Source organism: Rhizobium grahamii CCGE 502 (assembly GCF_000298315.2).
Classification (GTDB): Bacteria; Pseudomonadota; Alphaproteobacteria; order Rhizobiales; family Rhizobiaceae; genus Rhizobium; species Rhizobium grahamii.
This window is the reverse complement of record NZ_AEYE02000008.1, coordinates 126,928-152,942: the sequence shown is the minus strand read 5'-3', so window position 1 is coordinate 152,942 and position 26,015 is coordinate 126,928. Positions and strand designations below refer to the sequence as shown.

General features: G+C 60.0%; 26 protein-coding genes and 1 tRNA gene. 16 read left to right on the top strand and 11 right to left on the bottom strand.

The window, feature by feature from the left end:
- Nucleotides 1-79 precede the first annotated feature (79 nt).
- Nucleotides 80-484, bottom strand: coding sequence for a DNA-directed RNA polymerase subunit omega (gene rpoZ / locus RGCCGE502_RS06515; protein ID WP_016553376.1), 405 nt, complete (start codon nucleotides 482-484; stop codon nucleotides 80-82).
- Nucleotides 485-770: 286 nt separating this feature from the next.
- Here rpoZ and RGCCGE502_RS06510 point away from each other — a divergent pair, with 286 nt between their 5' ends.
- Nucleotides 771-1,355 (top strand): LabA-like NYN domain-containing protein, encoded by a 585-nt coding sequence (locus RGCCGE502_RS06510; RefSeq protein ID WP_016553375.1) that lies wholly within the window; start codon nucleotides 771-773, stop codon nucleotides 1,353-1,355.
- A gap of 46 nt (nucleotides 1,356-1,401) precedes the next feature.
- Here the strand turns inward: RGCCGE502_RS06510 and smpB are convergent, their stop codons facing one another.
- The gene (smpB, locus tag RGCCGE502_RS06505; protein ID WP_016553374.1) at nucleotides 1,402-1,881 is read right to left on the bottom strand and encodes an SsrA-binding protein SmpB; all 480 of its coding nucleotides are present in this window, start codon (nucleotides 1,879-1,881) and stop codon (nucleotides 1,402-1,404) included.
- 104 nt (nucleotides 1,882-1,985) lie between these two features.
- Complete coding sequence (gene dapA, locus RGCCGE502_RS06500; RefSeq protein WP_016553373.1) at nucleotides 1,986-2,870, bottom strand: 4-hydroxy-tetrahydrodipicolinate synthase; 885 nt, start codon at nucleotides 2,868-2,870, stop codon at nucleotides 1,986-1,988.
- 213 nt (nucleotides 2,871-3,083) lie between these two features.
- Here dapA and RGCCGE502_RS06495 point away from each other — a divergent pair, with 213 nt between their 5' ends.
- Together RGCCGE502_RS06495 and RGCCGE502_RS06490 are read left to right on the top strand one after the other, a co-directional pair.
- Complete coding sequence (locus RGCCGE502_RS06495; RefSeq protein ID WP_016553372.1) at nucleotides 3,084-5,150, top strand: lytic transglycosylase domain-containing protein; 2,067 nt, start codon at nucleotides 3,084-3,086, stop codon at nucleotides 5,148-5,150.
- A gap of 57 nt (nucleotides 5,151-5,207) precedes the next feature.
- Nucleotides 5,208-6,095 carry an alpha/beta fold hydrolase gene (locus RGCCGE502_RS06490; RefSeq protein WP_040674099.1) on the top strand — a complete coding sequence of 296 codons (888 nt, stop codon included), beginning with the start codon at nucleotides 5,208-5,210 and terminating at the stop codon, nucleotides 6,093-6,095.
- A gap of 90 nt (nucleotides 6,096-6,185) precedes the next feature.
- Here the strand turns inward: RGCCGE502_RS06490 and RGCCGE502_RS06485 are convergent, their stop codons facing one another.
- The 4 genes from RGCCGE502_RS06485 to RGCCGE502_RS06470 all read right to left on the bottom strand — a co-directional run bounded on the left by RGCCGE502_RS06485 (nucleotide 6,186) and on the right by RGCCGE502_RS06470 (nucleotide 10,387).
- Nucleotides 6,186-7,238 carry a porin gene (locus tag RGCCGE502_RS06485; protein ID WP_016553370.1) on the bottom strand — a complete coding sequence of 351 codons (1,053 nt, stop codon included), beginning with the start codon at nucleotides 7,236-7,238 and terminating at the stop codon, nucleotides 6,186-6,188.
- A 561-nt stretch (nucleotides 7,239-7,799) separates the two neighbouring features.
- Nucleotides 7,800-7,889, bottom strand: a tRNA-Ser gene (locus tag RGCCGE502_RS06480).
- An 81-nt stretch (nucleotides 7,890-7,970) separates the two neighbouring features.
- Nucleotides 7,971-9,188: an NAD(P)/FAD-dependent oxidoreductase gene (locus tag RGCCGE502_RS06475; RefSeq protein WP_016553369.1), complete on the bottom strand. Its 1,218-nt coding sequence runs from the start codon at nucleotides 9,186-9,188 to the stop codon at nucleotides 7,971-7,973.
- Between the two features lie 83 nt (nucleotides 9,189-9,271).
- On the bottom strand, nucleotides 9,272-10,387 hold the full coding sequence (locus RGCCGE502_RS06470) for a Gfo/Idh/MocA family protein (RefSeq protein WP_016553368.1): 1,116 nt from the start codon (nucleotides 10,385-10,387) through the stop codon (nucleotides 9,272-9,274).
- Between the two features lie 205 nt (nucleotides 10,388-10,592).
- On the opposite strand from RGCCGE502_RS06470, the gene RGCCGE502_RS06465 reads away from it, so the two are divergent.
- From RGCCGE502_RS06465 to RGCCGE502_RS37145, 8 genes are all read left to right on the top strand, one after another.
- Complete coding sequence (locus RGCCGE502_RS06465; RefSeq protein ID WP_016553367.1) at nucleotides 10,593-11,468, top strand: MurR/RpiR family transcriptional regulator; 876 nt, start codon at nucleotides 10,593-10,595, stop codon at nucleotides 11,466-11,468.
- Nucleotides 11,469-11,560: 92 nt separating this feature from the next.
- Nucleotides 11,561-13,495 (top strand): bifunctional 5-dehydro-2-deoxygluconokinase/5-dehydro-2-deoxyphosphogluconate aldolase, encoded by a 1,935-nt coding sequence (locus tag RGCCGE502_RS06460; protein ID WP_016553366.1) that lies wholly within the window; start codon nucleotides 11,561-11,563, stop codon nucleotides 13,493-13,495.
- 23 nt (nucleotides 13,496-13,518) lie between these two features.
- The gene (gene iolD / locus RGCCGE502_RS06455) at nucleotides 13,519-15,369 is read left to right on the top strand and encodes a 3D-(3,5/4)-trihydroxycyclohexane-1,2-dione acylhydrolase (decyclizing) (protein ID WP_016553365.1); all 1,851 of its coding nucleotides are present in this window, start codon (nucleotides 13,519-13,521) and stop codon (nucleotides 15,367-15,369) included.
- Between the two features lie 66 nt (nucleotides 15,370-15,435).
- Nucleotides 15,436-16,491 (top strand): myo-inosose-2 dehydratase, encoded by a 1,056-nt coding sequence (gene iolE / locus RGCCGE502_RS06450; protein WP_016553364.1) that lies wholly within the window; start codon nucleotides 15,436-15,438, stop codon nucleotides 16,489-16,491.
- Complete coding sequence (gene iolB / locus RGCCGE502_RS06445) at nucleotides 16,430-17,224, top strand: 5-deoxy-glucuronate isomerase (protein WP_016553363.1); 795 nt, start codon at nucleotides 16,430-16,432, stop codon at nucleotides 17,222-17,224. The genes iolE and iolB overlap by 62 nt, the downstream gene beginning before the upstream one ends.
- A 91-nt stretch (nucleotides 17,225-17,315) precedes the next feature.
- The gene (locus RGCCGE502_RS06440; RefSeq protein WP_016553362.1) at nucleotides 17,316-17,534 is read left to right on the top strand and encodes a DUF1127 domain-containing protein; all 219 of its coding nucleotides are present in this window, start codon (nucleotides 17,316-17,318) and stop codon (nucleotides 17,532-17,534) included.
- Between the two features lie 55 nt (nucleotides 17,535-17,589).
- Nucleotides 17,590-18,423 carry a helix-turn-helix transcriptional regulator gene (locus tag RGCCGE502_RS06435; protein WP_019279733.1) on the top strand — a complete coding sequence of 278 codons (834 nt, stop codon included), beginning with the start codon at nucleotides 17,590-17,592 and terminating at the stop codon, nucleotides 18,421-18,423.
- Nucleotides 18,424-18,514: 91 nt separating this feature from the next.
- Entirely contained in the window at nucleotides 18,515-18,679 is a 165-nt protein-coding gene (locus tag RGCCGE502_RS37145; protein WP_016553360.1) for a hypothetical protein, read from the top strand.
- A gap of 38 nt (nucleotides 18,680-18,717) precedes the next feature.
- Here RGCCGE502_RS37145 and RGCCGE502_RS06430 read toward each other — a convergent pair whose 3' ends face one another.
- Both RGCCGE502_RS06430 and RGCCGE502_RS06425 read right to left on the bottom strand, forming a co-directional pair.
- Nucleotides 18,718-20,085 carry an MATE family efflux transporter gene (locus RGCCGE502_RS06430; protein WP_016553359.1) on the bottom strand — a complete coding sequence of 456 codons (1,368 nt, stop codon included), beginning with the start codon at nucleotides 20,083-20,085 and terminating at the stop codon, nucleotides 18,718-18,720.
- Nucleotides 20,086-20,152: 67 nt separating this feature from the next.
- Nucleotides 20,153-20,590 carry a glyoxalase superfamily protein gene (locus RGCCGE502_RS06425; protein WP_016553358.1) on the bottom strand — a complete coding sequence of 146 codons (438 nt, stop codon included), beginning with the start codon at nucleotides 20,588-20,590 and terminating at the stop codon, nucleotides 20,153-20,155.
- A gap of 337 nt (nucleotides 20,591-20,927) precedes the next feature.
- On the opposite strand from RGCCGE502_RS06425, the gene RGCCGE502_RS06420 reads away from it, so the two are divergent.
- The gene (locus tag RGCCGE502_RS06420) at nucleotides 20,928-21,260 is read left to right on the top strand and encodes a hypothetical protein (protein ID WP_016553357.1); all 333 of its coding nucleotides are present in this window, start codon (nucleotides 20,928-20,930) and stop codon (nucleotides 21,258-21,260) included.
- Nucleotides 21,261-21,558: 298 nt separating this feature from the next.
- On the top strand, nucleotides 21,559-22,425 hold the full coding sequence (locus RGCCGE502_RS06415; RefSeq protein ID WP_016553356.1) for a LysR family transcriptional regulator: 867 nt from the start codon (nucleotides 21,559-21,561) through the stop codon (nucleotides 22,423-22,425).
- 37 nt (nucleotides 22,426-22,462) lie between these two features.
- On the opposite strand, the gene RGCCGE502_RS06410 is transcribed toward RGCCGE502_RS06415, so the two are convergent.
- Nucleotides 22,463-22,909 (bottom strand): baeRF12 domain-containing protein, encoded by a 447-nt coding sequence (locus tag RGCCGE502_RS06410; protein WP_016553355.1) that lies wholly within the window; start codon nucleotides 22,907-22,909, stop codon nucleotides 22,463-22,465.
- Nucleotides 22,910-23,197: 288 nt separating this feature from the next.
- Between RGCCGE502_RS06410 and RGCCGE502_RS06405 the strand changes: the two genes are divergently transcribed.
- Together RGCCGE502_RS06405 and RGCCGE502_RS06400 are read left to right on the top strand one after the other, a co-directional pair.
- The gene (locus RGCCGE502_RS06405) at nucleotides 23,198-23,593 is read left to right on the top strand and encodes a hypothetical protein (RefSeq protein WP_016553354.1); all 396 of its coding nucleotides are present in this window, start codon (nucleotides 23,198-23,200) and stop codon (nucleotides 23,591-23,593) included.
- Nucleotides 23,594-23,687: 94 nt separating this feature from the next.
- Nucleotides 23,688-24,800: a pyridoxal phosphate-dependent aminotransferase gene (locus RGCCGE502_RS06400; protein WP_016553353.1), complete on the top strand. Its 1,113-nt coding sequence runs from the start codon at nucleotides 23,688-23,690 to the stop codon at nucleotides 24,798-24,800.
- Between the two features lie 140 nt (nucleotides 24,801-24,940).
- On the opposite strand, the gene RGCCGE502_RS06395 is transcribed toward RGCCGE502_RS06400, so the two are convergent.
- Nucleotides 24,941-25,207: an SEL1-like repeat protein gene (locus tag RGCCGE502_RS06395; protein ID WP_016553352.1), complete on the bottom strand. Its 267-nt coding sequence runs from the start codon at nucleotides 25,205-25,207 to the stop codon at nucleotides 24,941-24,943.
- A 436-nt stretch (nucleotides 25,208-25,643) separates the two neighbouring features.
- Here RGCCGE502_RS06395 and RGCCGE502_RS06390 point away from each other — a divergent pair, with 436 nt between their 5' ends.
- Complete coding sequence (locus RGCCGE502_RS06390) at nucleotides 25,644-25,982, top strand: DUF2147 domain-containing protein (RefSeq protein ID WP_016553351.1); 339 nt, start codon at nucleotides 25,644-25,646, stop codon at nucleotides 25,980-25,982.
- Nucleotides 25,983-26,015: the final 33 nt, after the last annotated feature.

Here is a 26,015-nt window from a genome sequence, read left to right as displayed (position 1 = left end):
AAGAAAAGCGCGCCAATCACGGATTGGCGCACATGATATGCAATAATATGCCGAAGCTATAATGGTGCAAGGTTGACGATTAGTAATCGTCGCTCTTTTCCGGCGGCACCAGGCCTTCGATACCAGCCAGAAGCTCTTCTTCCGACATCTGGTCGAAGGTAATCGTTTCCGGCAGGTCTTCCTGCTCTTCGCTGTCTGCCGCGGCGACGCCGCCGGCTGCGATGAGGCTCGCCGGATCGGGCTCGGGCTCGTCGATTTCGACATGCTTCTGCAGCGAATGGATCAGATCTTCTTTCAGATCATCCGGAGACAGCGTCTCGTCAGCAATTTCGCGAAGCGCCACAACCGGGTTCTTGTCGTTGTCACGATCGATCGTGATCGAAGCGCCCTGGGAAATCAGCCGGGCACGGTGGCTGGCAAGCAGAACCAACTCGAAGCGGTTCTCAACTTTATCGATGCAATCTTCAACGGTGACACGGGCCATTGCCTGTCCTTTGCGGTCGTGATCTCGGGATTAACACGCCCGATACAATTAAAACCGGGCAAATTCAAGTTTTCATTGCGCAAAGCCCCAACTCACAACGCCAGCGAATTTTGGATGGAAAGCGGGTTTCCACCAAAAGTTGCTTGGAATATCGCGAATCGTGCCCTAAATCTTTCTTATATGAATAGTTCATAAAGTAAGAATTGTTCCAAGCGATCGCATAACCCATTGTTTTTTTGGGTTTCTGACGAAAGCATTAAGATTGCTCACATTGGATTGGTACGCGATGTTTGATCCACGCGAAAAAATTGCTCTTTTTATCGATGGCGCCAATCTCTACGCTGCGTCCAAAAGTCTGGGTTTCGATATCGACTACCGCAAGCTGTTGAAGGCGTTTCAGAAACGCGGCTATCTCCTGCGCGCCTACTACTATACGGCCCTGATCGAAGATCAGGAATACTCCTCCATTCGCCCGCTGATCGATTGGCTCGACTACAACGGCTATAAGGTCGTCACCAAGCCGGCCAAGGAGTTCACGGATTCGATGGGCCGCCGCAAAATCAAGGGCAACATGGATATCGAGCTGGCGATCGATGCCATGGAGCAGTCGGAAACCGTCGATCATCTTGTCATCTTCTCCGGCGACGGCGACTTCACGACGCTTGTCGAGGCACTTCAGCGCAAGGGCCGCAAGGTTTCGGTCATCTCGACGATGGCAACACAACCACCGATGATTGCCGATGACCTGCGCAGGCAGGCCGATCACTTCATCGATCTTCTGTCGTTGAAGAACGAAATCGGACGCGATCCTTCGGAGCGGCCACCACGGCCTACTACCGAACCTGCGGCGCCAACCGACCTGGACGCCTAAATTCGAGCGCTCAGCGCCGTCTTCAAGGCAGATGCTCAGATTCCGATTAGCCGTTGTCCTTGAGAAGACGGCTCTTCTGTCTGTTCCAATCGCGTTCTTTCTCGGACTCGCGCTTGTCGTGGAGCTTCTTACCCTTCGCAAGCGCCAGTTCCATTTTCGCGCGGCCGCGGTCGTTGAAATAGATCTTCAACGGAATCAAGGTCATGCCCTCGCGATTGATGCCGGCGCGCAGCCGGTTGATCTCGCGGCCGGAGAGCAGCAGTTTGCGCCGCCGACGCGGCTCATGATTGAACCTGTTTGCCTGCAAATATTCAGGCAAATAGGAATTGATCAGCCAAATCTCGCCATCTTCGTCGGAAGCATAGGATTCGGCGATATTGGCCTTCCCCTCGCGCAGGGACTTGACCTCAGTGCCCTTGAGCACGAGGCCGGCTTCATAGGTGTCGATGATCTCGTAGTTGTAGCGGGCCTTGCGGTTTTCCGCCACGATCTTCTTGACCACGCGCTCGCTGCCTTTAGGCGCCATAACACATTCCAAAATGCTTGAGGGCGCGACTACCGCGCCCTTCTCTCTTGCCTTCTATGTAAGGGAACATCGGCTGCCTGTGAAGGCAGGCCGAGCCGCTTGCCTCAGTTCAGCAAGCCGGCATGGCGCATGGCGGCATCGATCGCTGCTTCGGTGGCGGGTTCAAGCGTCGAAATCAGCGGCGAGCGGACGTTGCGGCTCATTCTGCCCAACTTTGCGAGGCCATATTTCGCCCCGCAAAGACCGGGTTCCAGGAAGATCGCTTTGTGCAGTGGCATCAGACGATCCTGGTATTCCAACGCCTTGGCATAGTTGCCGGCAAGCGTCGCGGCCTGAAACTCGGCGCAAAGGCGCGGCGCGACGTTGGCGGCCACCGAGATGCAACCGACCCCACCGTGGGCATTGAAGCCGAGTGCCGTCGCATCCTCACCCGACAATTGTCTGAATTCCTTGCCGCAGGTAATTCGCTGCTCGGACACCCGCTCGATTTTGCCGGTAGCGTCCTTGACTCCGACGATATTGGAGTGCGCCTTCGCAAGTGCGCCCATCGTTTCCGGCGTCATGTCAATCACAGAACGGCCGGGGATATTGTAGATATAGATCGGCAGCTTCACGGCGTCGGCAATTGCCGAAAAATGTGCGATCAGCCCCTTCTGCGTCGGCTTGTTGTAGTAAGGCGTAACCACGAGGATCGCATCTGCGCCCGCCTTCTCGGCATGCTGGGCGAGCTCAATTGCTTCGCGCGTATTGTTCGAACCAGCCCCGGCCATCACGGGCACGCGCTTAGCTGCTGCTTCGATGCAAAGTTCCACCACCCGCTTGTGCTCGGCATGCGACAACGTCGGAGATTCGCCGGTCGTGCCGACCGGAACGAGACCGCTGCTGCCTTCTTTGATCTGCCAGTCGACGTGGCTCGCGAACGAGGCCTCATCCACCTGGCCAGCATCAGTGAACGGAGTGACGAGAGCGGGAATGGATCCCTGGAACATGCAGAACTCCTCATGGCCGAATTCACGCTTCGGCCGCATTCCTTGAATATTGGTGGGGCACCATAGTGCGGTGAAATCGCCGCGACAAGCGCGCAGGGATCGGTTTAGGGCAAATTCCGATAGCAAATGTGAACGAAGTTTACTGGCCTCGGTAAGCTTTCGTTAAGATGGCTCCCGCCAAATGGTTGGGCGTGTTTTCATTGCGAGTGTCCCATGAAGAGAGCAGTCTTGATCCTGTCCGCCCTCGGCTTTACCGCCGCCGCGTGGAGCAGCCTCGCGTCTTCGCTTCCGAATGAGGCCGTACCCGTTCCCGATGTAAAGCCGATAGGTTTCGTTCCTCAGACATCGGTACCGGAATCGATCATCACCGGCTCGATTCCACGCAGCCAGGCACCGATCAGCAGCGACCTGAAATCCGGGCTGGACGCGCTTTCGGATAACAATCCCGCGCAGGCGATTTCCATTCGTGACCGCATGGGAAGCGGGACGCTTGACCGGCACATTCTGACTTGGGCAATCGCGGTATCGGGGCAGAAGGGCATTCCCTCCTCCGAAATTGCCGCCGCCGCCCAGGAGTTGCAAGGATGGCCCGGGCTCGCGAAGCTACGGGCCTATTCCGAGCGTGCCATCTACGACGAAAACCCTGCCCCTGGCTCCGTTTTGGCTGCCTTCGGGCAAACTGCGCCCGAGACGACGTCCGGCGCGATGATCCTGTCTCGGGCACTCATGTCAACCGGCAAGCAGAGCCAGGCGGCAAAGTACATCCGGAAGGTCTGGCGCGGCGAGACGCTCGACAAGCCGACCGAAGACAAGATTCTCGCAGAGTTCGCCAGCCTGCTTACACCAGCCGATCACAAGGCGCGAATGGACTACCTGATGTATCGCAATCGCGCGGCACAGGCCAAGCGCTTCGGCGACATGGGGCAGGCCCAGTCGCTTTACAAAGCTTGGGCGGCTGTAATGAGCAATGCGCCCAACGCCGGTGCACTTCTGGCTTCCGTCGACGGCCAGTGGAAAGGCGACGCCGGTTACCTCTTTGCACACATCGAATACCTGCGAAAACAGGACAAGTATGCGGAAGCCGCCAAGCTATTGCAAAAGGCCCCCCGCAATCGTGACGAACTGGTCAATGCAGGCGAGTGGTGGAACGAACAACGGATTGTGAGCCGCGGCCTCGTCGATGAAGGGGAATTCAAGGCCGCTTACGGGATTGTTGCCAACTACACGGCAACAACACCGACCGACATCGTTGAGGCGGAGTTCCATGCGGGCTGGTATGCTCTGCGGGGCCTGCAGGACGCAGCGGCAGCACAGGCGCATTTCCGCAAGATCCTCGATTTTTCCAATGGACCGATTTCGGTGTCTCGCGCCTGGTACTGGATGGGACGGTCCGCCGAGGCCGGCGGACCTGGAAAGGCATCCGAATTCTATGCCAAGGCCGCCAGCTATCCGACGACCTTTTATGGGCAACTCGCCAGCGACAAGCTCGGCCGCAAAACACTGAATGTGGCCTACCCATCGCCCACCCAGGCCGACCGACAACGCTATCTTGAACGCGAAGCGGTACAGGCCATTGCTCGCCTTGACGCGTCCGGCCATGGGTGGCGGGCGAAGAGCCTTTATCTCGCGCTCGCCGAGCAACTGCAGAGCCCGGGTGAACTTTCGGTTTTGAGTGCGCAGGCGGAGCGTTCCGGCAACCACCATCTGTCGCTGCAGGTCGGCAAGATCGCCTACTCGCGTGGCGTCGATGTCGCAGCACTGGCCTTCCCGCTCGGCGTCATTCCCACGAATGCCAACATTTCCGGGTCCGGCAAGGCGCTCGCGTACGCGATCGCCCGGCAGGAGAGCGCCTTCGATCCGGCCGCTGTTTCGGCCGCGGACGCTCGCGGGCTTTTGCAGATATTGCCGGGAACGGCGAAGGCCGTCGCCAAGCGCCACAGCATCGCCTATTCCAAGGACCGACTGACGGCCGACGCCGGCTACAACGCGACGCTCGGGGCGCATTATCTCGGCGAACAGATCGATGCCTTTGGCGGCTCCTACATCATGACCTTCATTGCCTACAATGCGGGTCCAAAGCGGGTGCCCGAATGGATCGGCCGCTACGGCGACCCACGCGGCCAATCGATCGACACCATCGTCGATTGGATCGAGCGGATCCCCTTCCCCGAGACCCGCAACTATGTGCAGCGGGTGATGGAGAATTACGAAGTGTACAAGGTACGGTTGGGTGAGCCGAGCGACATCGTCCGCGACCTGACCGACGGTCGTTCCTCCTGATTGGCGGATGTCGTCGGCCTCGCTAAGCTGATCCTGCAGCAACAGGAGCGGCGCGCGGTGGATAGAGCAGCAAACGATGGCTTTCGGGCGATCACCTTTCAGAGCGATGACGGGCTGACGCTCTACGCCCGAGATTATGGTGGCCCAGAGATCGCGGACCGGCTGCCGGTGATCTGCCTGCCCGGACTGACACGGAACGCGCGCGACTTCCACAGCTTGGCGCTGTTGCTGTCGACCGACCCGGTGACGCCTTGGCGCGTCATTGCGATCGACTATCGTGGGCGCGGCCAGTCCGACCGGGACGCCAACAAGGCGAACTACAATCTCGGCATCGAAGCGCGCGATGTCGTCTCGGCCTGCCAGTATCTCGATATTGAGCGCGGCATCTTCATCGGCACCTCGCGCGGCGGGCTGATTCTGCATCTGCTGGCGCAAATGCGGCCCGATCTCATTGCAGCGGTCATCCTCAACGATATCGGACCTGACATAGAAGCCAACGGCCTCAAGCGCATTCGCGATTATCTCAATGCCGCACCGCCGCGCTCCTGGTCCGAGGCGGTCGCTTTCCTGAAGGCCTGCCATGGCAGATACTTCCCTGCCCTGCAGGAAGACGACTGGCGCGAGATGGCCGCAGCAATCTATCGGGATATCGACGGGAAGCCGGTGGCGGACTTCGATCCAGCCATCGCCACACAGTTGCTGGCCATCGACTTCGCTCAGCCACTGCCGGATCTCTGGCAGTATTTTGACGACCTCACTGCCGTGCCGGTACTCGTCGTCAAAGGAGAACACTCGGATCTGATCGCCGACAAGACGGTCGAGGCGATGAGAGACCGGTGTCCGTCCCTCTCGGTGCTGGAGGCACAAGGCCAGGGGCATGCGCCATTGCTGCATCTGGAACCGGTGTTGCAGCGGGTGAGGCGGTTCGTCTCCGAGGTGACGTAGGGGCCCAGCGCATTTACCTGTGCGGCATCCCAAAACAAAAAAGCCCGGCTCGAAAGCCGGGCTCTCCTGATTGACCGAAGTCAGACCAGATTAGAATGCACGCTGCAGACGGAAGTAACCGGTCGTGACGTCGTCGATGTCGTCGCCGTCGAGGTAGTTGACGGTTGCCTTGGCGTAGAAGTTGTCGGTGATCTGGTAATCAACCGTCAAACCAACCTTCCAAGCGTCGCCGAAGCCGTCGAAGTCGTCCTGGGCGCCGTCGTCGTCGTTGTAGTTGCCGAAGTATTCAACACCGGGGGTGAGCTTCAGCTTGTCGGTCGCCTGGATGGCGTACTCAGCTGCGACCGCCCATTCGGACCGGTCGTAGTAGGAGTTCTGGCCAGATGCCCAGACCGCTGCGAGGCCGAGCGTGCCCGGACCGATTGCAACCGTACCCATACCACGGATCGCACCTTCTTCGTTATCGGTGTCATAACCACCGATAAGCTGGTAGGTGAAGGCGCCAGCCTTGCCACCGAGGCCGAGAGCAACGCCAACGTTGTTCGGGTGCTCGGAGTCGTCCAGCGGGTAGTGACCGTCTTCCAGCTCGTCAACCGAGATACCAGCGTAGAAGTCGCCAGACTCGTACTGATAACGGATGGAGTTGTGCAGCGTCTCGTGCGTTGCGAGAACGTCGGTTTCGCCAGACAGACCGTCATCCCACCAGCTGTAGAACAGACCAGCGCGGAAGCCGGCGATGTCGATGTAAGCCGAGTCGAGGATCGAGTTCTGGAAAGCAGAGTTCGCCGCATCAGCATTGTGCTGCAGAACGATCACGCCGGTGAGCGGACCATACTCGGTGTCGCTCTTGGCCGTGAACTGAACCTGGCCACGAGTAAAGGCATCCCAGTCAGACGTGCCCGGGTTCGGACCACCGTGGTCAGACTGATCCGGACCAACGTCAACCTGGAAACGGATGTAACCTTCGATCTTCAGGCAGGTTTCCGTGCCCGGGATGTAGAAGTAGCCAGTGCCGTAAGCGTCGCAGACGCGAACGTATTCAACCGGTTCCGGCTCAGCAGCAACGATAGCGTCAGCAGCCTGAGCACCGGAAACTACTGCGAGAGCAGCAGCGGAGCCGAGAAGAAGGCTCTTGATGTTCATATTGACCTCCAATTCAAAGTTTCGATCGGGTCTGGGTTTTTCGCCGTTAGAGCAGCGTTCCCTGCCCCATCCCCATGTTTCAAGAAGTCGGACGATCAACCGCCCTCGCTTCCGAGGTTGAAAATACAAGACCGGGACTGTCACGCAATCACCAACTTGCCCGTTTGGGGTGTTTACGACAGCCTTCCCCATGCGCTGTTGCTGAAAGGTCACAAATGCGGCATCCGCCCCTCCCGTTTCTTTATACTTTATTAAGAAACCCCTGATTTTGCGGGAGTTTGGCTGCAATGAGCCGCAGTGCCGGGCTGTGGATTGTGCCACATTGGAACCAGTTTCTCGCCGGATTCGCGTCTTTTGTTGAAGAAGGAGAAGACCAAGCATCGACGCCCACCTCAGGCCATGGGCGCAATTCACGAAGAATCAGTTTCCCTGACGAAGGATGATTCTCGGTTCGATTCTGTTGACGCGAGATTCGGCGGGCTAAGCGCGCAGGTGGCAGCGGTCAAATACGACAGCGCCCTCTGGTGGTGATCGTCGAAACAGATGGTAGGAAAGTTGTGATGGCGGAGAAGATGGGATTCGAACCCACGATACCCTCTCGGGTATACTCCCTTAGCAGGGGAGCGCCTTCGACCACTCGGCCACCTCTCCGGTGGGAGCCCTGATAGAGTCATTCGACAGGTGACGCAAGCGCTTTTTCGGCTTTTTCACCTGATGCTGGGGCCGTCGGCCTCAGCTCAGCAGTTGCTTAAGATCGGTAGACGCGTCGGCGATGATCGCCCTGTCGGGATTGATGCCGGATTCCAGCATCTTCTTGCCGCTGACATAGGCCTTGGCATCATTGATCGCATCGACGGCAATGAATGAGCCGTTCTTGAAATACCAGATCGAGTGCGCGCCCTCGCGGGCGCCTGGGCGCAGGACCGTATCGTCGTATCCCATATTGAAGCCGGCGATCTGCAACTTGACGTCATACTGGTCCGACCAGAACCAGGGCTTGGGGTCGTATGCTTCATTCCCGCCCGCGATGATGGCGGCGACCGCCTCTGCCTGATCGACGGCGTTCTGCACCGATTCGAGACGAATCCGCCCACCCTGCCACGGCAGAACCGCACAATCGCCGGCGGCAAAGATCGACGGATCGGATGTGCGGGCAAATTCGTCCACGATGATTCCGTTGGCAACCTCGAGCCCGGCCTCCTTGGCGAGCTGGTCGTTTGGAACGACACCGATACCGACGATGACGAAATCCACGTCGATCGTGGATCCGTCGGAGAGCTCCGCCGCGACGACCCGGCCCTCGTGGCCGACAAGGTGCTTGAGCCCGGTCTTTTCCCTGATGACAACGTCATGCGTCTCGTGAATCACGCGCATGATATCGGCGGTCTCCTTGGCAGCGACGCGCTGCAGGATTCGGTCGGCCATCTCGATCACGGTAACCTCGAGACCGCGATGGCGGGCGACGGCCGCCGCTTCAAGGCCGATATACCCCCCGCCAATGATGAGCACGCGGCGCCCTGGGCGCATCTCCTCGGCCAACAGGTCGGCATCGCGCCTATCGCGGGCCACGTAGACGCCTTCGAGATCTCCGCCGATCGCAGCCGGCAGCGCTCGCGGCGTGGATCCGGTCGTCAGTGCCAATGTACCGTAGTCCAGCACCGAACCGTCCTGCAGCAGCACCTGTTTCTTGTCGCGCACAATCTGCTCTGCCCAGGTGGAAAGCCGGATTTCGACATTATTGTCAGGGTACCAATGCTCTGGCCGGAACAGCAGACGATCGAACGTCATCTCGCCGAGCAGATACTTCTTCGTCAGCGGCGGTCGCTGGTAGGGCAGCGCATCTTCAGCGCCAATGATGGTGATTGGGCGGGTATCCTTGAGCGCACGCAGCTTTGCAGCCAATGCAAAGCCGGCCTGCCCAGCGCCGATGATCACCAATCTGTCCGTCACGTTCTCACTCCCAGCATGCAGCCACGCGTTCCAGCAAAGGCCTACCCCCTGCCCCCAGCGTCGTCAACCGGAAGGGGTCGACCTCAATCGATCTCGATCCAGCGGCGCTCGTGGAATGACTGTGCCATGGCGTGAACAGACTTCTCTATCCTAAGACCGTCTTCGAATGTCACGATCGACGACGGCTCGCCGGAAATTGCACGGATCAGTTCGCGGCATTCGATGATCTTCAGATCGTTGAAGCCAAGACCATGACCAGGTGCCGGAATGAAGCGATCGTATGGACGATGCGTCGGGCCGGCCAGTATCTTGCGGAAGCCCTGTTCTGAGCCGCGGCCCGCCGCCTGATAGAGCTCGAACTCGTTCATGCGTTCCTGATCATAGGCGATCGAACCCTTCGAGCCGAAGATCTGCAGCGCGATTCGACCCTTGCGCCCCCAAGCGGCGCGGTTCGCCATCAAGACGGCGGAGATCCCGCCACCAAGACGCATCAGGACGTTGGCGGCGTCGTGATTCTCGACGTCGCGACGCCCGCCTTCCTGCAAGGGACGATTGGCATAAGGCTTCACCATATCGGTGATGACCGCCTCAACGTGACCGAACAGATACCAGAGCAGCGACAGCGGATGCACGGCGAAGTCATCAAGCGCGCCGTAGCCGGCGGAAAGCTCGCTCTTCCAATAGAAGAAGGCATCGGGATCGGCCATGAAGTCCTCGTCCATTTCGACGCGGATGTGGTTGACGGCGCCGATCGCACCTTCGTCGATCAACGTCTTGACGTGGCGCATGACGGGATTCTGGATGTAGTTGTAGCCGAGAACTGCGATCTTGCCCGCAGCCTTTGCCGTCTTCAGCATACGCTCGGCATCGGCATATGCCGGCGCCATCGGCTTCTCGCACCAGACATGCTTGCCCGCCTCGAGCGCAGCAATCGCCATCTCCGCGTGGAACTGGTTCGGCGTGGTGACCGACACGACGTCGACTTCGGGATCAGCGATCAGCTTGCGCCAATCGGCGGTTGCCTTTTCGAAACCGAATTCGGAGCCGCGCTTGGCCGCAAGGTCTGCATTGGCTTCGGCCAAATGAATCAGGCGTGGACGCTCGACGTCCCCGAACACCGTCTTCACTGCGTTCCATGCCAATGCGTGGCATTTGCCCATATAGCCGGTGCCGATCAGGCCGATTCCGAGTGGCTTCATCTTGTCTCCTCCGCGTTCCTCGCCGATTTTTTGGAATATTTAGATCATTTTGACAAGCGCCCTTGATGGCCACTTTTCGCCCCACGCTTGGTTTTTTTGCTCAAATCCCTTAAATTCCAGCAGAATAAAAACAGTTAGGCACACGGATGGAAATCATTTATGGTCCGAATTATGGAATGTTTATTTCATTCATCGGATCGTGCCCATGGATAGTGACACCAAGACGCCCATACGCGTGCCGCGCGACTTCGAGAGTCTGCGCAGCACGATTATCGAGCGCAAAGCAAACATGCCGAAGCGGCTGGCGCAGGTCGCCGCCTTCGCGCTCGGCAATCCTGACGAGATCGCGTTCGGCACAACGGCGAGCATCGCTGCGGCCTCCGACGTGCAGCCTTCGACGCTGGTTCGTCTCGCGCATCATTTAGGCTACGAGGGGTTCTCCGATCTCCAGAGCATCTTTCGCGAGCGCCTGCGCGATCGGACGCTGACCTATGAAGAGCGCCTGGTCACACTGGAACAGGCCAGCGGCGAGGACGAGGACGCCAATCTGCTTTCCGGCTTCATTTCGGCTGCGAGCCAGTCGGTCAATCGACTGGCGGCCACCGTGCAGACCGATACCTTTACAAAGGCCGTCGATATTCTTGCCGCTGCGGAGACGATCTACCTGATCGCCAAGCGACGCTCCTATCCGCTGACCGCACACATGACCTATGCCTTCTCGAAGCTGAACATCCGACACCAGATCGTCGCGTCCCCAAATGGCGTCGATCCGGAGATGGTGCAATTCGCGACTCACAAAGATGCAGCAATCGCGGCGAGCTTCTCGCCTTATGCCGCCGACAGCCTGAGCCAGGCGGAAGCGCTGGCGGATCGCGGCGTGCCTGTCGTTGCCATCACCGATTCGGCCTTCTCGCCGCTCGCCGCCCGCGCCACCTGCTGGTTCGAGGTGGCCGAGGCGGACTTCGCCGGTTTCCGCTCGCTCTCCGCCTCGATGGCCCTGACGATGGCGCTCCCGGTCGCGATCGCTGAGCGGCGGCGGAAGCGAACGCAGGTAAAATCGACAAAATCAAAAATGGAATAAACATTCCGAATTGACAACAATACGGAACCGATGTTTCATTACTCGCAATCAGCAGGCGCCAAGCCGTAGCTAAAATCTAGCGGGAGGACATCATGGCACAACCGAACCCGGGCTCGCAGCCGGAACCGTCGCTTGACGTGATCACGATCGGGCGGTCTTCGGTCGATCTCTACGGCCAGCAGATCGGTTCGCGGCTCGAGGACATCGGCTCCTTTGCGAAGTCCGTCGGCGGCTGCCCTGCCAACATTGCTATCGGAACGGCGCGCCTTGGCCTCAAGTCAGGCCTGATCACTCGGGTCGGCGACGAGCAGATGGGCCGCTTCATCATCGAGCAGTCGGCGCGCGAAGGCGTCGAGACGAAGGGCATCAAGACCGATAAGGAACGCCTTACGGCACTGGTGCTGCTTGCCGTCGAGGCCGAGGGCGTCTCGCCGATGATCTTCTATCGCTCGGATTGCGCCGACATGGCGCTCGACGAAGGCGATATCGATGAGACCTTCATCGAGTCCTCGCGCGCCGTACTGGTGTCGGGCACGCATTTCTCCCGGCCGAATACGGAAGCCGCACAGCGCAAGGCCATCCGGATCGCCAAGGCCAACGGCCGCAAGGTCATCTTCGACATCGACTATCGGCCGAATCTCTGGGGCCTTGCCGGCCATGCGGAAGGTTTTGAGCGCTATGTGAAGTCCGATCGCGTCTCCTCCAAGATGAAGGAAACGCTGCCGGACTGCGACCTGATCGTCGGAACCGAAGAGGAAATCCTGATTGCGTCAGGTGCAGATGACGTGCTCGGCGCGCTCAAGGAAATCCGCCGCCTGTCGCCGGCAACGATCGTTCTCAAGCGTGGCGCCATGGGTTGCATCGTCTATGACGGTCCGATCAGCGACAATCTCGAAGACGGCATTGTCGGCGAGGGCTTCCCGATCGAGGTGTTCAATGTGCTCGGCGCCGGCGATGCCTTCATGTCCGGCCTGCTGCGCGGCTGGCTGAAGAACGAGCCTCTGAAGACCTGCGCCACCTGGGCTAATGCCTGCGGCGCCTTCGCCGTCTCCCGTCTGCTCTGCTCGCCTGAGTATCCGACCTGGGCCGAGCTCGATTTCTTTCTGAAGCACGGCAGCCAGCATCGCGCGCTGCGCAGGGATGAAGCGATCAATCACATCCATTGGGCCTCGACGCGCAAGGGCGATATCCCGCTGCTTATGGCGCTAGCCATCGACCACCGCTCGCAGCTGACCAGCGTCTGCGACGAACTGGGTCTGGACTACAAGAAGATCGTCGCCTTCAAGCGCCTTGCGGTGGAAGCCGCCGCCCGCGTCGCGGATGGCCGCAGCGGTTACGGCATGCTGATCGATGAGCGCTTCGGACGCGACGCCTTCTTCGATGCGGCAACCAAGAACTTCGCCTGGATCGGCCGCCCGGTGGAATTGCCGGGATCGAAACCGCTGCGCTTCGAGTTTAGCCAGGACATCGGCTCGCAGCTCGTCGAATGGCCACTCGATCATTGCATCAAGTGCCTGTGCTTCTACCACCCGGATGATCCGGCAGCGCTGAAGACCGAACAGCAGGAAAAACTGCGCACGCTCTTCGAAGCGGCGCGCAAGGTCGGTCGCGAACTGCTGATCGAAATCATCTCGAGCAAGAATGGGCCGCTGACCGACGACACGATCTCAACGGCGATGGAAGAACTCTATGCGCTTGGCATCAAGCCCGACTGGTGGAAGCTCGAGCCCCAGGCTTCGACGGCTGCCTGGAAAAAGATCGAAGCCGTGATCGCCAAAAACGACCCATGGTGCCGCGGTATCGTCCTGCTCGGTCTCGAGGCTCCGGCCGACGAGCTGGTCAAGGGCTTCGAGGCGACGCTGGCTGCTCCTTCCGTCAAGGGCTTTGCGGTCGGCCGTACCATCTTTGCTGAAGCGGCCCGCGGCTGGCTTTCCGGCAAGCTGAACGATGAGGAAGCGATATCAGACATGGCGGGACGCTTCCGCCAATTGACCGACGCCTGGTTGAAAACCCGCGGCCTGAATTAATTAGAGCATTTGGGAGGTGCCTCATGGGCAAGACTGTACGATTGACGATGGCGCAGGCCGTCACGCATTTCCTCAAGAAGCAGATGACCGTGGTCGATGGCAAGAAGGTCCCGATCTTCGGCGGCGTCTGGGCGATCTTCGGCCACGGCAACGTCGCCGGCATCGGCGAGGCGCTCTATCAGGTCCGTGGCGAACTGCCGACCTACCGTGCCCATAACGAACAGGGCATGGCGCATGCGGCGATTGCCTATGCCAAGGCGAATTTCCGCCAGCGCTTCATGGCCTGCACCACATCGATCGGCCCCGGTGCGCTCAACATGGTGACGGCGGCCGGTGTGGCGCATGTCAACCGCATCCCGGTTCTCTTCCTGCCCGGCGACGTTTTCGCCAATCGCGCGCCGGATCCGGTGCTGCAGCAGATCGAGGATTTCGGCGATGGCACGGTTTCGGCCAACGACGCCTTCCGTTCGGTTTCGCGTTACTTCGACCGTATCACACGGCCGGAGCAGATCATCTCGGCGCTGAAGCGCGCCATGCAGGTACTGACCGATCCCTATGATTGCGGCCCGGTGACGCTGGCACTGTGCCAGGACGTACAGGCTGAAGCCTTCGACTATCCGGAAAGCTTCTTCGAGGAGCGTGTCTGGACCACGCGCCGCCCGCGTCCGGATGCCGATGAGCTTGCGAACGCCATTGCGCTCATCAAGAAATCCGAAAAGCCGGTCATCATCGCCGGCGGTGGTGTGCTCTATTCGCAGGCCACCAAGGAACTCACGGCATTTGCCGAAGAGCATCGGATCCCCGTCGTCGTCACGCAGGCCGGCAAGTCGGCAATCGACGAGCGGCACCCGCTGGCGCTTGGCTCCGTTGGTGTCACCGGAACGTCTGCGGCCAATGCCATTGCAACGGATACAGACCTGATCATCGCCGTCGGTACGCGCTGCCAGGACTTCACGACGGGTTCCTGGGCGCTCTTCCAGAATGAAAAGCTGAAGATTCTCGGCCTCAACATTGCCGCCTACGACGCGGCCAAGCACGACGCCCAGACACTTGTGGCCGATGCCCGCGAGGGACTGAAGGCCGTTTCGAGCGGGCTTGCCGGCTGGAAGGCACCGGCTGGGCTGGCGGAGAAGGCCGAACGGGAAAGGAAAGTCTGGATGGACGCCGCCGCGAAGGCGATGGCGAGCACCAATGCCGCCCTGCCATCCGACGCCCAGGTGATCGGCGCCGTGACCCGCTCGATCGATCTCGAGAAGGCAATCGGCCTATGTGCTGCCGGCGGCCTGCCAGGCGAGATGCACAAGCTCTGGCCGGCGACCGCGCCGGGCAGCTACCACATGGAATACGGCTTCTCCTGCATGGGCTACGAGATCGCCGGCGGTCTTGGCGCCAAGATGGCGCATCCTGAGAAGGAAGTCTTCGTCCTCGTCGGCGACGGGTCCTACATGATGCTGAATTCCGAGCTCGCCACGTCGGTCATGCTCGGCCTGAAGCTCAACATCGTCCTGCTCGACAATCGAGGCTATGGCTGTATCAACCGGCTGCAGATGGCAACCGGTGGCGCGAACTTCAACAACCTGCTGAAGGACGCGCATTACGAGGTCATGCCGGAGATCGACTTCCGGGCACATGCAGAAAGCATGGGCGCGATCGCGGTCAAGGTTGCCTCCATTGCCGAACTCGAGAAGGCGATCGCCGACTCGAAGAAGAACGATCGCACTTCGGTCTTCGTGATCGACACCGATCCGCTGATCACCACGGATGCCGGCGGCTACTGGTGGGACGTTGCCGTCCCCGAAGTCAGCCCGCGCGAGCAGGTCAACAAGGCGCACGCGGCTTACGTCAAGGCGCGCGCCGCCCAGCGCATCGGCTGATCGACTGATTTCATCTTCGGGAAGAGCGGCTCCGCTCTTCCAACAATGTTTTTGAGGAGACTATTGATGAAGGCCAAACTTGGCATGTCGCCGATCGCCTGGTGGAACGACGATCTTCCCGAGCTCAGCGACGACGTATCCCTGGAAGAATGCCTGCGCCAGTCGCGCGGCGCCGGCTTCACCGGCATGGAACAGGGCCGCCGCTTTCCGAACAATCCGGCCGAGATGTTGCCGATCCTGAAGGCCGCCGACGTGACGCTTTGCGGCGGCTGGTTCTCCGGCACGCTCGTCGATGAGGATCTTTCCGCCAACAAGGATCGCATCGCGCCGATGATCGAGCTGTTCAAGGCCGTCAACGCTCCCTGCATCGTCTATGGCGAAGTTGGCCGCTCCATCCAGGGCGACCGCTCCAAGCCTCTCGCGACCAAGCCGCGTCTCTCGGATGACGAGATGAAGGCCTATGCGCGCAAGGTCACGCAGTTCGGGGAATGGTGCGCCGAACAGGGCATGCCGCTTTCCTATCACCACCACATGGCGGCCGTCGTCGAGACCGAGCCGGAGCTCGATGCCTTCATGCGGAATTCGGGCGAAGGTATTCCACTGCTGCTCGACGCCGGGCACCTGGCGTTTGCCGGCGGCGACGTTCTCCGCGCCATTGACAACCACCACGCCCGCATCAACCACGTTCACGTCAAGGACATCCGCAAGGCTGTCGTCGACGGGCTCGATCGCAGCAAGCAGTCCTTCCTCGATGCGGTGGCGCTAGGCGCCTTTACCGTGCCGGGCGACGGCTCGCTCGATTTCGGTGCGATCGTCAAGCGGTTCGCCGGTTATGGCTACGAAGGATGGTTCGTCGTCGAGGCCGAACAGGACCCGCGCAAGGCGCCGCCACAGAAGATGGCGGAGATCGGCCACGCCGAACTGATGCGTGTCATGACGGCCGCTGGCTATACTGTCGAAACCGAGGGCTTTCCCAAGGGGCAACGAGAGGCGTTTCGTCTGACGGCGGGACGCCCAACCTCTCCCCTATGGGGAAATTTGCAGGCAATGGAGAGTACCGATGCCAAACCTGAAGGTGAAACCGTCCAGCACGCATGGCCGCGTGACCCATGTGACACCTGAAAGCGCCGGCTGGACTTACGTCGGCTTCGACATGCATCGGCTCAAGCCGGGCGAAACAGTCTCCGGCGATGCAAGCGACCGCGAAGTCTGCCTTGTCTGGGTGTCAGGCAAGGGCAAGGCAACGGCCGCAGGCGAGGATTTCGGTTCTGTCGGCGGGCGAATGAGCCCGTTCGAAGGAGCGCCGCATTCGCTCTACGTCCCGGCCGGCTCCAGGTGGTCGGTGACGGCGGAAACGGACCTCGAACTCGCCGTCTGCTCGGCGCCCGGCGGCGGCGACCACAAGGCAAAGCTCATCCCGCCCGGCGTGCATCCGCAATTCCAGCGCGGCAAGGGCTCGAATGTGCGCCTCGTGACCAACATCATGCCCGAAGACGACAATTCCGCCCACTCGCTGCTGGTGGTCGAGGTCATCACCCCGAGCGGCAACACCTCGTCCTACCCGTCGCACAAGCACGATCAGGACAACCTTCCGAAGGAGAGTCTGCTGGAAGAGACCTATTACCACCGCATGAACCCGCCGCAGGGCTTTGCATTCCAGCGCGTCTACACCGACGATCGCTCGCTCGATGAGGCGATGGCGGTGGAAAATGGCGACGTGACGCTGGTGCCGAAGGGCTATCACCCCTGCGCCACCATCCACGGCTATGATCTCTACTATCTCAACGTCATGGCCGGGCCGAAGCGCGTGTGGAAGTTCCACAATGCGCAGGAACACGAATGGCTCTTGAAATAGGACGTCGCAGAATCGCTAAATAATCTGACAGCGGGCGAGCCGTGCAGATGGTTCACTGACTCCATCGAAATCAAACCGATGGAGGATTACCATGCACGGCTCAACCACCATTCTTGCGGCCGATAGGCGATCGGCCAAGCCAACACGGCTCGTGGCCGCGATTCTCTCCTTCTATCACTGGACAGCGCGCAAACTGAGAGAACGGCGCAATCTGAACGCTGTCATGGAGCTTTCCGACGAGCAGCTGAAAGATATCGGCCTGTCGCGCTATCAGACCGAAAGCGATGTGCACGGCTATTGCCGGGACTGAACTGTGCTAGGATGCCGATAGCAGGCTTTCTCGCATGCAACTTCCGGACACTGTCATGGCGCAATTCTCGACCGAACTGCTGTTGAAGACGAAGACCGTCACGATCCGTGACGTCGTCTGCAACGGTGAGTGCCGGCATAAGAGCGACGAGGAATGCGCCCACAAGACGAGCCTCGTCTATCCTTACCGCGGTGTTTTCATGCGCCATGTCGGGCGCAACGACACCGTGGCTGAGGCAAACCAGATGCTGTTCTTCAATGCGGCGCAAGGCTACCGGATCAGCCATCCGGTCGACGGAGGTGACGCCTGTATCGACCTGTCCATCGATGACGCATTGCTCGCCGAGCTGGTGCCGAAAGATCAGATCCAGCCGGGAGAGCTCTTCGGTTTCCGCCGGCAGCGACGGCGGATCGATCCGCGGGCGCAGGCGCTCGTGGCGCTGCTGCGCCACGGCCTGCATCGCAAGGCTGCGGAGACACTGGAGGCGGAAACGCTGGCACTCACCCTCGTGCGCCGGTCACTCGGAGAACGAACATCACATGCCGCCGGCGCGAGCGTCGGGCGGCAAAAGCTTGTTGACCGCGCGAAGCTCGCCCTCTCCTCGGATCTCGCCCGCCGGTGGACACTTGCAGAAATCGCCGCGGAAGTCGGCGTTTCGCCTGTCTATCTCACGCAGGTCTTTCAGCAGGTCGAAGCCACCCCGCTTTACCGCTACCAGCTGCGGCTGCGCCTTGCCAGGGCACTCGATCTGCTCGGACGGTACGACGATCTAACCGCGCTCGGCTTGGAGTTGGGCTTTTCCAGCCACAGCCATTTCACATCCTCGTTCCGCCAGACCTACGGCCAGACGCCCGCCGAATTCCAGCGCGCGGCGCGGCTTCGGCGCTGAGAAGTTGCTAAAGAATTCGACAGCGGCGGCAGCGGCATAAGTGGTCTGATGATCCTGTCCCGAAGGGGATACCAAACGGAGGATCATTGCCATGAAGAAAACGACCTGTGCTGCCTGCGACTGCGAACTCGGGCCTGACGTGATCAGCGTCAAGCTCGGCGGTAAGACCGTCGAGGTCTGCTGCCAGGAATGCGCCGAGGCGCTCAAGGAAGCCGACGCTGCAGCGACCACGGCCAGAGGGAGCAACAATGAGTGAACCGGAGAGCCGCGCCCATCGGGCGCGGCTTTCGTCTTTCAGGCGGGGAGCAGGCCGTAGCGCCAGCCCTCGCGTCTCGCCAGGCGGACAAGCACCCAGGCAGCGAGCAGCAGCATGCACGACTCCGCAAAGACCGGCACCATCCAGATCCCCATCTCGCCGAAGATATGCGGCAGCAGGAACGTCAGGGGCAGCGTGAACAGATAGGGCCGCGACAGGCCGAAGATCGCCGCACGCCGGGCATCGCCGATCGACTGGAAATAGCCCGAGAGCACGATCATCTGGCCGAAGAGGAAATAGCAGCCGACCGTCCAGGGCAGGATGCGCGCCACCTCGCCGACCACGATGGGATCACTGACGAAGATCGCCCCGAACCGTCCGGCCAGCAATTCGACGCTCAGCTCGACCGTTGCGCAGTAGACGAGCGCCGACACCATCGCGATCAGAAGGCTACGGCCGACTCGATCGGAGAGCCCTGCCCCGAAATTGTTGCCGGATATGGTCTGGAAGGCGATGTTGAGGCCGAGCAGCGGCAGATAGGCGAAGGTCATGATTCGCGTGATGATGCCGTAGGCGCCGATGGTCGCCACGTAGTCGGACGTGCCCCAGAGCGAAAGATTGAAGATCACTGCTGCTGAGTTCAGCGAAATCCCGATGAAACCGAGACTCATCGGCATGCCCAGGGCGAGGATGGTCTTCCATTCGCCCGCCGGACCGCGGCCTGCAGGTCGCAAGGCGTCGACCTTCCCCCAGCGATAGGCGAGGATTGCGGCGAGGCAGATCGCCTGCGCCGAGACGGTGCCGATCGCCGAACCGGCGACACCCCACTGCATGACAGCCATGAAAAACCAGTTGGCGGCGATGTTGAGGAGCGAGGCGGCGAGTGTGACGGCGGTCATGAAGCCGATCCGGCCTTCGCAGCGCAGGGCATCGACGTTCAGCGACAGGAAGAAGGCGATGAGGGCTGAGCCGATCATGATTCCCATGAAAAGCGTGGCGTTTGCCGCCACCGTCGCGTTGCCTTCGGCCGCCGCGACGACGATCCGCCAGCCGACGCTCCAATAGGCGAGATTGAGCAGGACCACGACCGCGATCGCCAGGAGATGCGCCGTGGCGAACGTCCGGCGGGCGGCTTGCCTGTCTCCTGCACCGAGTTGGCGGGCGAGAATGCTTGCCATGCCGTTCGAGACAAGGGATTGCAGGGCGATGATCATCATCAGACCGGGGAAGATCAGCGTGACTGCCGAGAGCGCTGCCGGCCCGACATAGGCACCGAGAAAGTAGGCATCGACTACGGCGAAGAGACCATTGATCGTCGTGATCATGATGATCGGCGCCGCCGTCCGGGCGAAGACGACACCGAGCGGGGCGGTCAGAAACATGTTCTTTTCAGCATTGTTTTTCATAGGGATACCGAAAGCGACGGCGCGCAGCTGCGGGCCGTGTGGAAAGAGAACCAGGGCGGGAAGCGGCTCAGATGTCGAGAATGAGGTGAGGAACACCGTTCGACGTCTTGCGCGGCGACACGCCGTTGCCGTCGACCTGCGCATTGATGCGCTGCCGAAACGCCGAGAAGCTCTCGAAGGTCACGACATCGACAGGCTCGTCGAAGTGGATCGTGATCTTGTGGAGCCCGCCACCATGCGCCGAAAGCGCCAGGATCTTGCCGCTGAACGCCTGGTTCAGATACCGGCCACGGACCTGGGCGCCGACGGAAAGGGCAGCTATCGGCTCTTCGTTTGGCCGTGTCGCAAGCGCGGAAAGCGTGTTCCAGTCACGCACGCCGTGCTGCTGGGCAACGAGTTCGAGGGCGGCGCTATGGGAAATCGCGGTGCCGCGTGTTTCCATCGCCTGACGGAGACGTTTCGCCTGCGATTTCAGTTCTTCGATCGGGGGATATGCAGTGGTCACGGATTCAGCCTTTCAAAAGGCATGCCATTTCGACCGTCACAAGGGAGCTCGCATTGCCTGCAGTCAGCATGCACCAAATGGCTGTGACTGAATCGTGCCGAGGACTTCACCATGGACTTGTCGTCCGCGAGCGGCCGGCGCCTCGAGCCATGCCCGATATGCTCGAAGGGCGGCGGCCTGTCAAGCAGGAGCGGTTGCCCGCCTTGCCCAATAATGAGCCATTCTGCTCTCCAGACAGGCATAAGCTTCGGATTGTAGGGAGATTATTCAGAAGTTGTCAGCAATCTTGCGCTAATCTCGAAGCGTACAACAAGCGGAGGCTACCATGGCCTTTCAGATGCACCTCGACACAGAACACCCTCAGCCCGAACAGGCCTACCGGGAATTTTCGCTCGATCGCCCCGGCAAGATCATCTTTGTCGGACACCACCTCAGCACGGGAACGCAGGTCCGCTGCCTGATCCGCACCATTACGCTTGCGGGCGCGGTCCTCGAGGTCAACCCGAACCTCGAGGTGCCGAATCATTTCTTCCTCGAGATCCTCGGCATTCACGACGAGATCGGCTCGACGGTCGTCAAGCGCGAGGGCGACCTCGTGACAATCAGCTTCAACATGCTGATCAACCCGGAATTCCTGCATCACGTCTTGCGACTGAATTTCGAAGCGTAGTCCGCATGCGGCCGCCCTCGCATTTCGCCCGTGACAACGCCGCGGTCCTGGCGGCACTGCGTCTCGCGGCCCGCCAAACGAAGAGCCGCACGATCAGCTTAAGCCCCTGCCATTCCGGACCTTCGAGCGGATCGCTAAACCTATCCCGATGAACTTTTCGATTGCGATCCTGAAAGGTACTCCAGAGAACCACCCAGTTGAGATCCATTGCTCTGGCCTCCATCTATTGCTGATGTGACTGAGCTAAGTCTCCCCGTACTCTCGATGTAGATGCATGGGAGAAAGAGGGTTTTCATCCATGAAAGATGCGAACTGGGACGACCTGCAACTGTTCTTCCATGTGGCGACCGGCGGTGGGCTTTCGGCTGCGGCAACGCAAACCGGCCTCAGCGCACCGACGATAGGCCGTCGCATGCTGGCACTGGAGCGTGCGACGGGACGCGCGCTCTTCAACCGCGGACCGACGGGATACCTGCTGGCAAAGGACGGCGTTGCGCTTCTCGAGCGGGTTCGCTTGATGCAGGACGCAGCCCAATCCATTGCGGATTGGCGAGGCGAAGTGTTGACGCTTCCCATTGTGTCGATGGCCGCGGACAGTTGGACGTCACGCTTTGTCGCCTTCCACCTTGCGGCCATCTGGACGCCGAAGGACGCCTTTCGGATGTGCTACAAGACTTGCGATGGCAGCGTCGACTTCACCTACCGCGAGGCCCACATCGCTATTCGCCATGACCGCCCCGACACCGGCAACGTTGCCATCCGGCGATCCGTCAGCGTTGCACATGCCGTCTACCAGGCGCGCAGCTTCGACGATCGCAACCGCAACTGGATCTCACTCGGCACAGACATCGCCATCACGCCGGCCGACAAGTGGACCTTCGAGCATCCGGACTACTGGATCACCGGCTGGACGAATACGCCGCATATGCTCTTCTATCTCATCCGCGGCGGTGCCGGACGCGGCGTCCTACCATGCTTCATCGGGGATTCTGACCAGAGCCTCGTTCGCGCTGGGCCACTTGTCGAAGAGTTGACATACGAGATGTGGGTCACCGCTCACGACGACGAGCGTCAACGCCCGGAAGTGCGCACCGTCATTGATCGACTGGTCGGGCTTTTTTCCGAGAACGAAACGCTCTTTGCCGGGGAGGCGCCGGGACCATAGAAGCCGCCGGCGCAGATCCGGGTTTGGCGATAGTGTCTCAAGCAGCCAGGTGTCGCTCTATCTGGTCGACAGGCAGATTGATGTAGTCCTTCGGCACTTCAGCCGAAATCGCAGCCTGAACTTGAGGTGTCAGGCTGCTCCGCAGGGTGCCGAGTGCCTTTGGCGGCGCGACCAAAATGATGTTGCGAGCATTCTTTTCGCGCACCAACAGATCCATTTTCACGGCAACCTGTTTCAGAAACTGTGCTTCGGCCTGCTCATGCCAATCCGTTTGCTCCACGGCACTAGCGCTCTGCCCATCGGCCGCGTGCGTTCGACCCGGTTTGTCGGCTCCTATTTTGCGATCCGGTTCATTGGGCTGGCTCAAGGTTTCCTCAACCTTGAGGTTCATCAATTCTATGTCGCCTGCGTTCCGCAGGATCAATGCCTTGGCACCATCGCAAACGACCACCCACGATTTCGACGGAACTCTGACATCAGTCATTGTGATTTCCTCGCTTTGCAATTTTGAAGCGCCATTGGCGCCCCCGACAATCAGAAAAACGTGCAGAGCCGAAAAGAGTTCGATGACTTTTTTACGACAATTGCGGCGCATCGCGGTGCTCGCACCCCTGGCCGCTCGATCTGAAGTCCCGTCTTCCGACGTGGACGCCCAGAAAAAGACTGCATCGTTAAAATTGTATTTGGTTCCTTGACAATTGCGCAAAGCATTCGTGTGAGGCTCTAGTCGAAGAGGACCGGGACGACCTTGGTTCAAGGGAGACACGCGGAAATGTCGATGCTTCGCGCCACGCACCTTGCGACCGTAAAATCTGCGGTTTACGAGACGCGCTGGGAACAGTTCAGTGTTAGACGCCCTGCGCGTATCATCGCGGTGCGGCCCTGCCTCACCGGTATCTCCATCCGCAGCGCAGAGATCATCGACATCTCGCGCGGGGGTGCCACGTTTGTCGTTTCATCGACAGCGGGCCTGCCAAAGCACTACTACCTCAGTATTCTTGGCCTTGCCTATCGGATTGGTTGCGCCGAGGTCTATCGCAATAACGAGCGCATTGGCGTGCGGTTCATCAATACAATCGAGCCGGAGGTTCTACGTCGCGTCGTGCGTGCGGATTTCATGGCAGGCAACGTAGAAGCACTCGAAGCGCGCGGAGCCGTACGCATGTAAATCGCGCTCACCGCGGAATAATGTTTCTTGCCTTGGCGGCAGCAGAGCCTATTCTCGGTCCGATTTTTCACAGCATCCAGGAAACTGCTCCAGCATGTCCGCCTTTTCGCGCTTCGCGCCGCTTGCTAGCGCCCTTCCCTCCACCGTTCCCTTCGTCGGTCCAGAAGCAATCGAGCGCCAGCGCGGCCTTTTGGTCAAGGCGCGTATCGGCGCCAACGAGAACGGCTTCGGCCCAGCCCCATCGGTGCTTGCCGCCATGCGCGAGCAGGCCGGCGACATCTGGAAGTACAACGACCCCGAAAACTACGCGCTTAGGGAGGCACTCGCCAATCATGTTGGAGTCGGAATCGACTCCATCGCGATCGGTGGCGGCATCGATGAATTGCTCGGTCAGATCGTGCGGCTCGTGATCGAGCCTGGGGCACCCGTCGTGACCTCATTCGGTGGCTATCCGACCTTCAACTTCCACGTTGCCGGCTTCGGCGGCCGGCTCGTCACCGTGCCCTATGTCAACGATCGCGAAGACCTCGACGGCCTTCTGGAGGCCGTCAAGCGCGAGAACGCGCCTCTGGTCTATTTCGCCAACCCGGACAATCCGATGGGAAGCTGGTGGGATGCCGACAACATCGTCGCCTTTGCCCACGCGCTCCCGGAAACCACGATGCTGATCCTCGACGAGGCCTACAGCGAAACCGGCCCGGCCGGATCTCTGCCCGCGATCGAGGCGCTCATCGACCGTCCCAATATCGTGCGCACGCGCACGTTCTCGAAAGCTTACGGCCTGGCTGGCGCCAGGGTCGGCTATGCCATCTCGACACCAGGCACCGCGCGCGCGTTCGACAAGATCCGCAATCATTTCGGGATGAACCGGCTGGCGACGGTTGCGGCGCTGGCGGCACTCAAGGATCAGGCCTATCTCGCCGAAGTCGTGGGCAACATTCGCATGGCACGCGACCGGATCACCGCAATTGCCAAGGCGAACAACCTGGTTCCACTTGCGTCCGCGACCAACTTTGTAGCGATCGACGCCGGACGCGACAGCGCTTATGCCCGTGCCATCGTCGACGGGCTGATGCAGCATGGTGTCTTCATCCGGATGCCGGGTGTTGTTCCACTCAATCGTTGCATCCGCGTCAGTGTCGGACCGGAAGCCGACATGGCGCTTTTCGACGAAGCACTGCCGCAAGTGCTCAAGGCGCTGGGCTAGGGCAAAGCAAAGAACCGCGCCGGCCTTGTTCCTGCCGGTCGCGGTTCATGTTCGTGGCATCGGCTTCTTCAAAAGCTCCCGCCGTCCCTCTTTTGAGGTTGTTATTGATTCTCGCTCGCATGTTGGCGGTCAGCCGGCCTTTAGTGGATCGTCATCCACTCGCGGGCGGCCCGGAGTGCCTCGACGATCTGCATCTTGTCCATGTTTGCGGCGACATCGGCGCGAAGCTCGGCGGCGCGGTCGTTGCCCTTGATCGCCGCAATGTTCAGCCACTTGTGCGCGGCGACCAGATCGACGGCGCAACCGCGGCCGGTCGCATACATCAGACCCATCTCGCAGAAGATATCGGCGCTGTTTTCGCCACCCATGGTGGCCATTTCAGCATTGTGCGTTTCAAAGCGTGCCATCGGTTTATCCCTGTTTAGCCTGTTGTCGACTTACCCTGTTTTACCTTCCGGGCCTTGCCATCTATCGCGGCTTTAAGTGCCCTTCGGTTCGGCGGGTTTGCCCCGCTCCTTTGATAGCTCCACTATGCCAATGCCCTTTCAAAAAACGCCTAAAATGCATGATTAATTTGAAACAAACAAAGTGCAAACACTTGGTAAAATTGGATTTTTGTTAAACATCGCGATGCCTATGGATTAAGGATTTTCGACACAATTTTACGGAATATTCAGATCTCGAAATCAACTTTCCGTTCACCACAAAATCAGCATCGCATGTCTGAAACGGAAGATTTCGTCGCCTCTGGCTCAACAAAAGCGGTGTCGCGAGCTTCAAGAAACAGATTTACGTTTACGTTCGCGTCATATATTTTCCCGCCGGGACATTAGGGAGGAACGAATGATCCGCACACTTATTCTCGCTGGAGCATTTGCGCTTGCCGCCGGGGCGGCCTGCGCAGACGAACCGATCGTCGGCAATTGGAAAACGGCTTCCGGCGACACGGCGCATATTGCATCCTGCGGCGGCAGCTACTGCATCGTGCTGAAGTCCGGCAAGTACGCCGGCAAGAAGATTGGAACGCTCGCAGGCAGCGGCGAGAGCTACACCGGCCAGATCACCGATCCCGCCAACGACAAGACCTACAGCGGATCGGGCAACGTTCTCGGAAACTCACTGAAAATGAAGGGCTGCGTCCTCAACGTGCTCTGCAAATCGCAGACCTGGACACGCCTGTAGAAGACCGATCGCAAAAGGAAGCGCCCGGACGGT

Excerpts from the sequence above, each read along its gene's own strand:
- rpoZ (WP_016553376.1), bottom strand. The coding sequence starts at position 484 with ATGGCCCGTGTCACCGTTGAAGATTGCATCGATAAAGTTGAGAACCGC.
- RGCCGE502_RS06510 (WP_016553375.1), top strand. The coding sequence starts at position 771 with ATGTTTGATCCACGCGAAAAAATTGCTCTTTTTATCGATGGCGCCAAT.
- smpB (WP_016553374.1), bottom strand. The coding sequence starts at position 1,881 with ATGGCGCCTAAAGGCAGCGAGCGCGTGGTCAAGAAGATCGTGGCGGAA.
- dapA (WP_016553373.1), bottom strand. The coding sequence starts at position 2,870 with ATGTTCCAGGGATCCATTCCCGCTCTCGTCACTCCGTTCACTGATGCT.
- RGCCGE502_RS06495 (WP_016553372.1), top strand. The coding sequence starts at position 3,084 with ATGAAGAGAGCAGTCTTGATCCTGTCCGCCCTCGGCTTTACCGCCGCC.
- RGCCGE502_RS06485 (WP_016553370.1), bottom strand. The coding sequence starts at position 7,238 with ATGAACATCAAGAGCCTTCTTCTCGGCTCCGCTGCTGCTCTCGCAGTA.
- RGCCGE502_RS06470 (WP_016553368.1), bottom strand. The coding sequence starts at position 10,387 with ATGAAGCCACTCGGAATCGGCCTGATCGGCACCGGCTATATGGGCAAA.
- RGCCGE502_RS06465 (WP_016553367.1), top strand. The coding sequence starts at position 10,593 with ATGGATAGTGACACCAAGACGCCCATACGCGTGCCGCGCGACTTCGAG.
- RGCCGE502_RS06460 (WP_016553366.1), top strand. The coding sequence starts at position 11,561 with ATGGCACAACCGAACCCGGGCTCGCAGCCGGAACCGTCGCTTGACGTG.
- iolD (WP_016553365.1), top strand. The coding sequence starts at position 13,519 with ATGGGCAAGACTGTACGATTGACGATGGCGCAGGCCGTCACGCATTTC.
- iolE (WP_016553364.1), top strand. The coding sequence starts at position 15,436 with ATGAAGGCCAAACTTGGCATGTCGCCGATCGCCTGGTGGAACGACGAT.
- iolB (WP_016553363.1), top strand. The coding sequence starts at position 16,430 with ATGCCAAACCTGAAGGTGAAACCGTCCAGCACGCATGGCCGCGTGACC.
- RGCCGE502_RS06440 (WP_016553362.1), top strand. The coding sequence starts at position 17,316 with ATGCACGGCTCAACCACCATTCTTGCGGCCGATAGGCGATCGGCCAAG.
- RGCCGE502_RS06435 (WP_019279733.1), top strand. The coding sequence starts at position 17,590 with ATGGCGCAATTCTCGACCGAACTGCTGTTGAAGACGAAGACCGTCACG.
- RGCCGE502_RS37145 (WP_016553360.1), top strand. The coding sequence starts at position 18,515 with ATGAAGAAAACGACCTGTGCTGCCTGCGACTGCGAACTCGGGCCTGAC.
- RGCCGE502_RS06430 (WP_016553359.1), bottom strand. The coding sequence starts at position 20,085 with ATGAAAAACAATGCTGAAAAGAACATGTTTCTGACCGCCCCGCTCGGT.
- RGCCGE502_RS06420 (WP_016553357.1), top strand. The coding sequence starts at position 20,928 with ATGCACCTCGACACAGAACACCCTCAGCCCGAACAGGCCTACCGGGAA.
- RGCCGE502_RS06415 (WP_016553356.1), top strand. The coding sequence starts at position 21,559 with ATGAAAGATGCGAACTGGGACGACCTGCAACTGTTCTTCCATGTGGCG.
- RGCCGE502_RS06410 (WP_016553355.1), bottom strand. The coding sequence starts at position 22,909 with ATGACTGATGTCAGAGTTCCGTCGAAATCGTGGGTGGTCGTTTGCGAT.
- RGCCGE502_RS06405 (WP_016553354.1), top strand. The coding sequence starts at position 23,198 with ATGTCGATGCTTCGCGCCACGCACCTTGCGACCGTAAAATCTGCGGTT.
- RGCCGE502_RS06400 (WP_016553353.1), top strand. The coding sequence starts at position 23,688 with ATGTCCGCCTTTTCGCGCTTCGCGCCGCTTGCTAGCGCCCTTCCCTCC.
- RGCCGE502_RS06395 (WP_016553352.1), bottom strand. The coding sequence starts at position 25,207 with ATGGCACGCTTTGAAACGCACAATGCTGAAATGGCCACCATGGGTGGC.
- RGCCGE502_RS06390 (WP_016553351.1), top strand. The coding sequence starts at position 25,644 with ATGATCCGCACACTTATTCTCGCTGGAGCATTTGCGCTTGCCGCCGGG.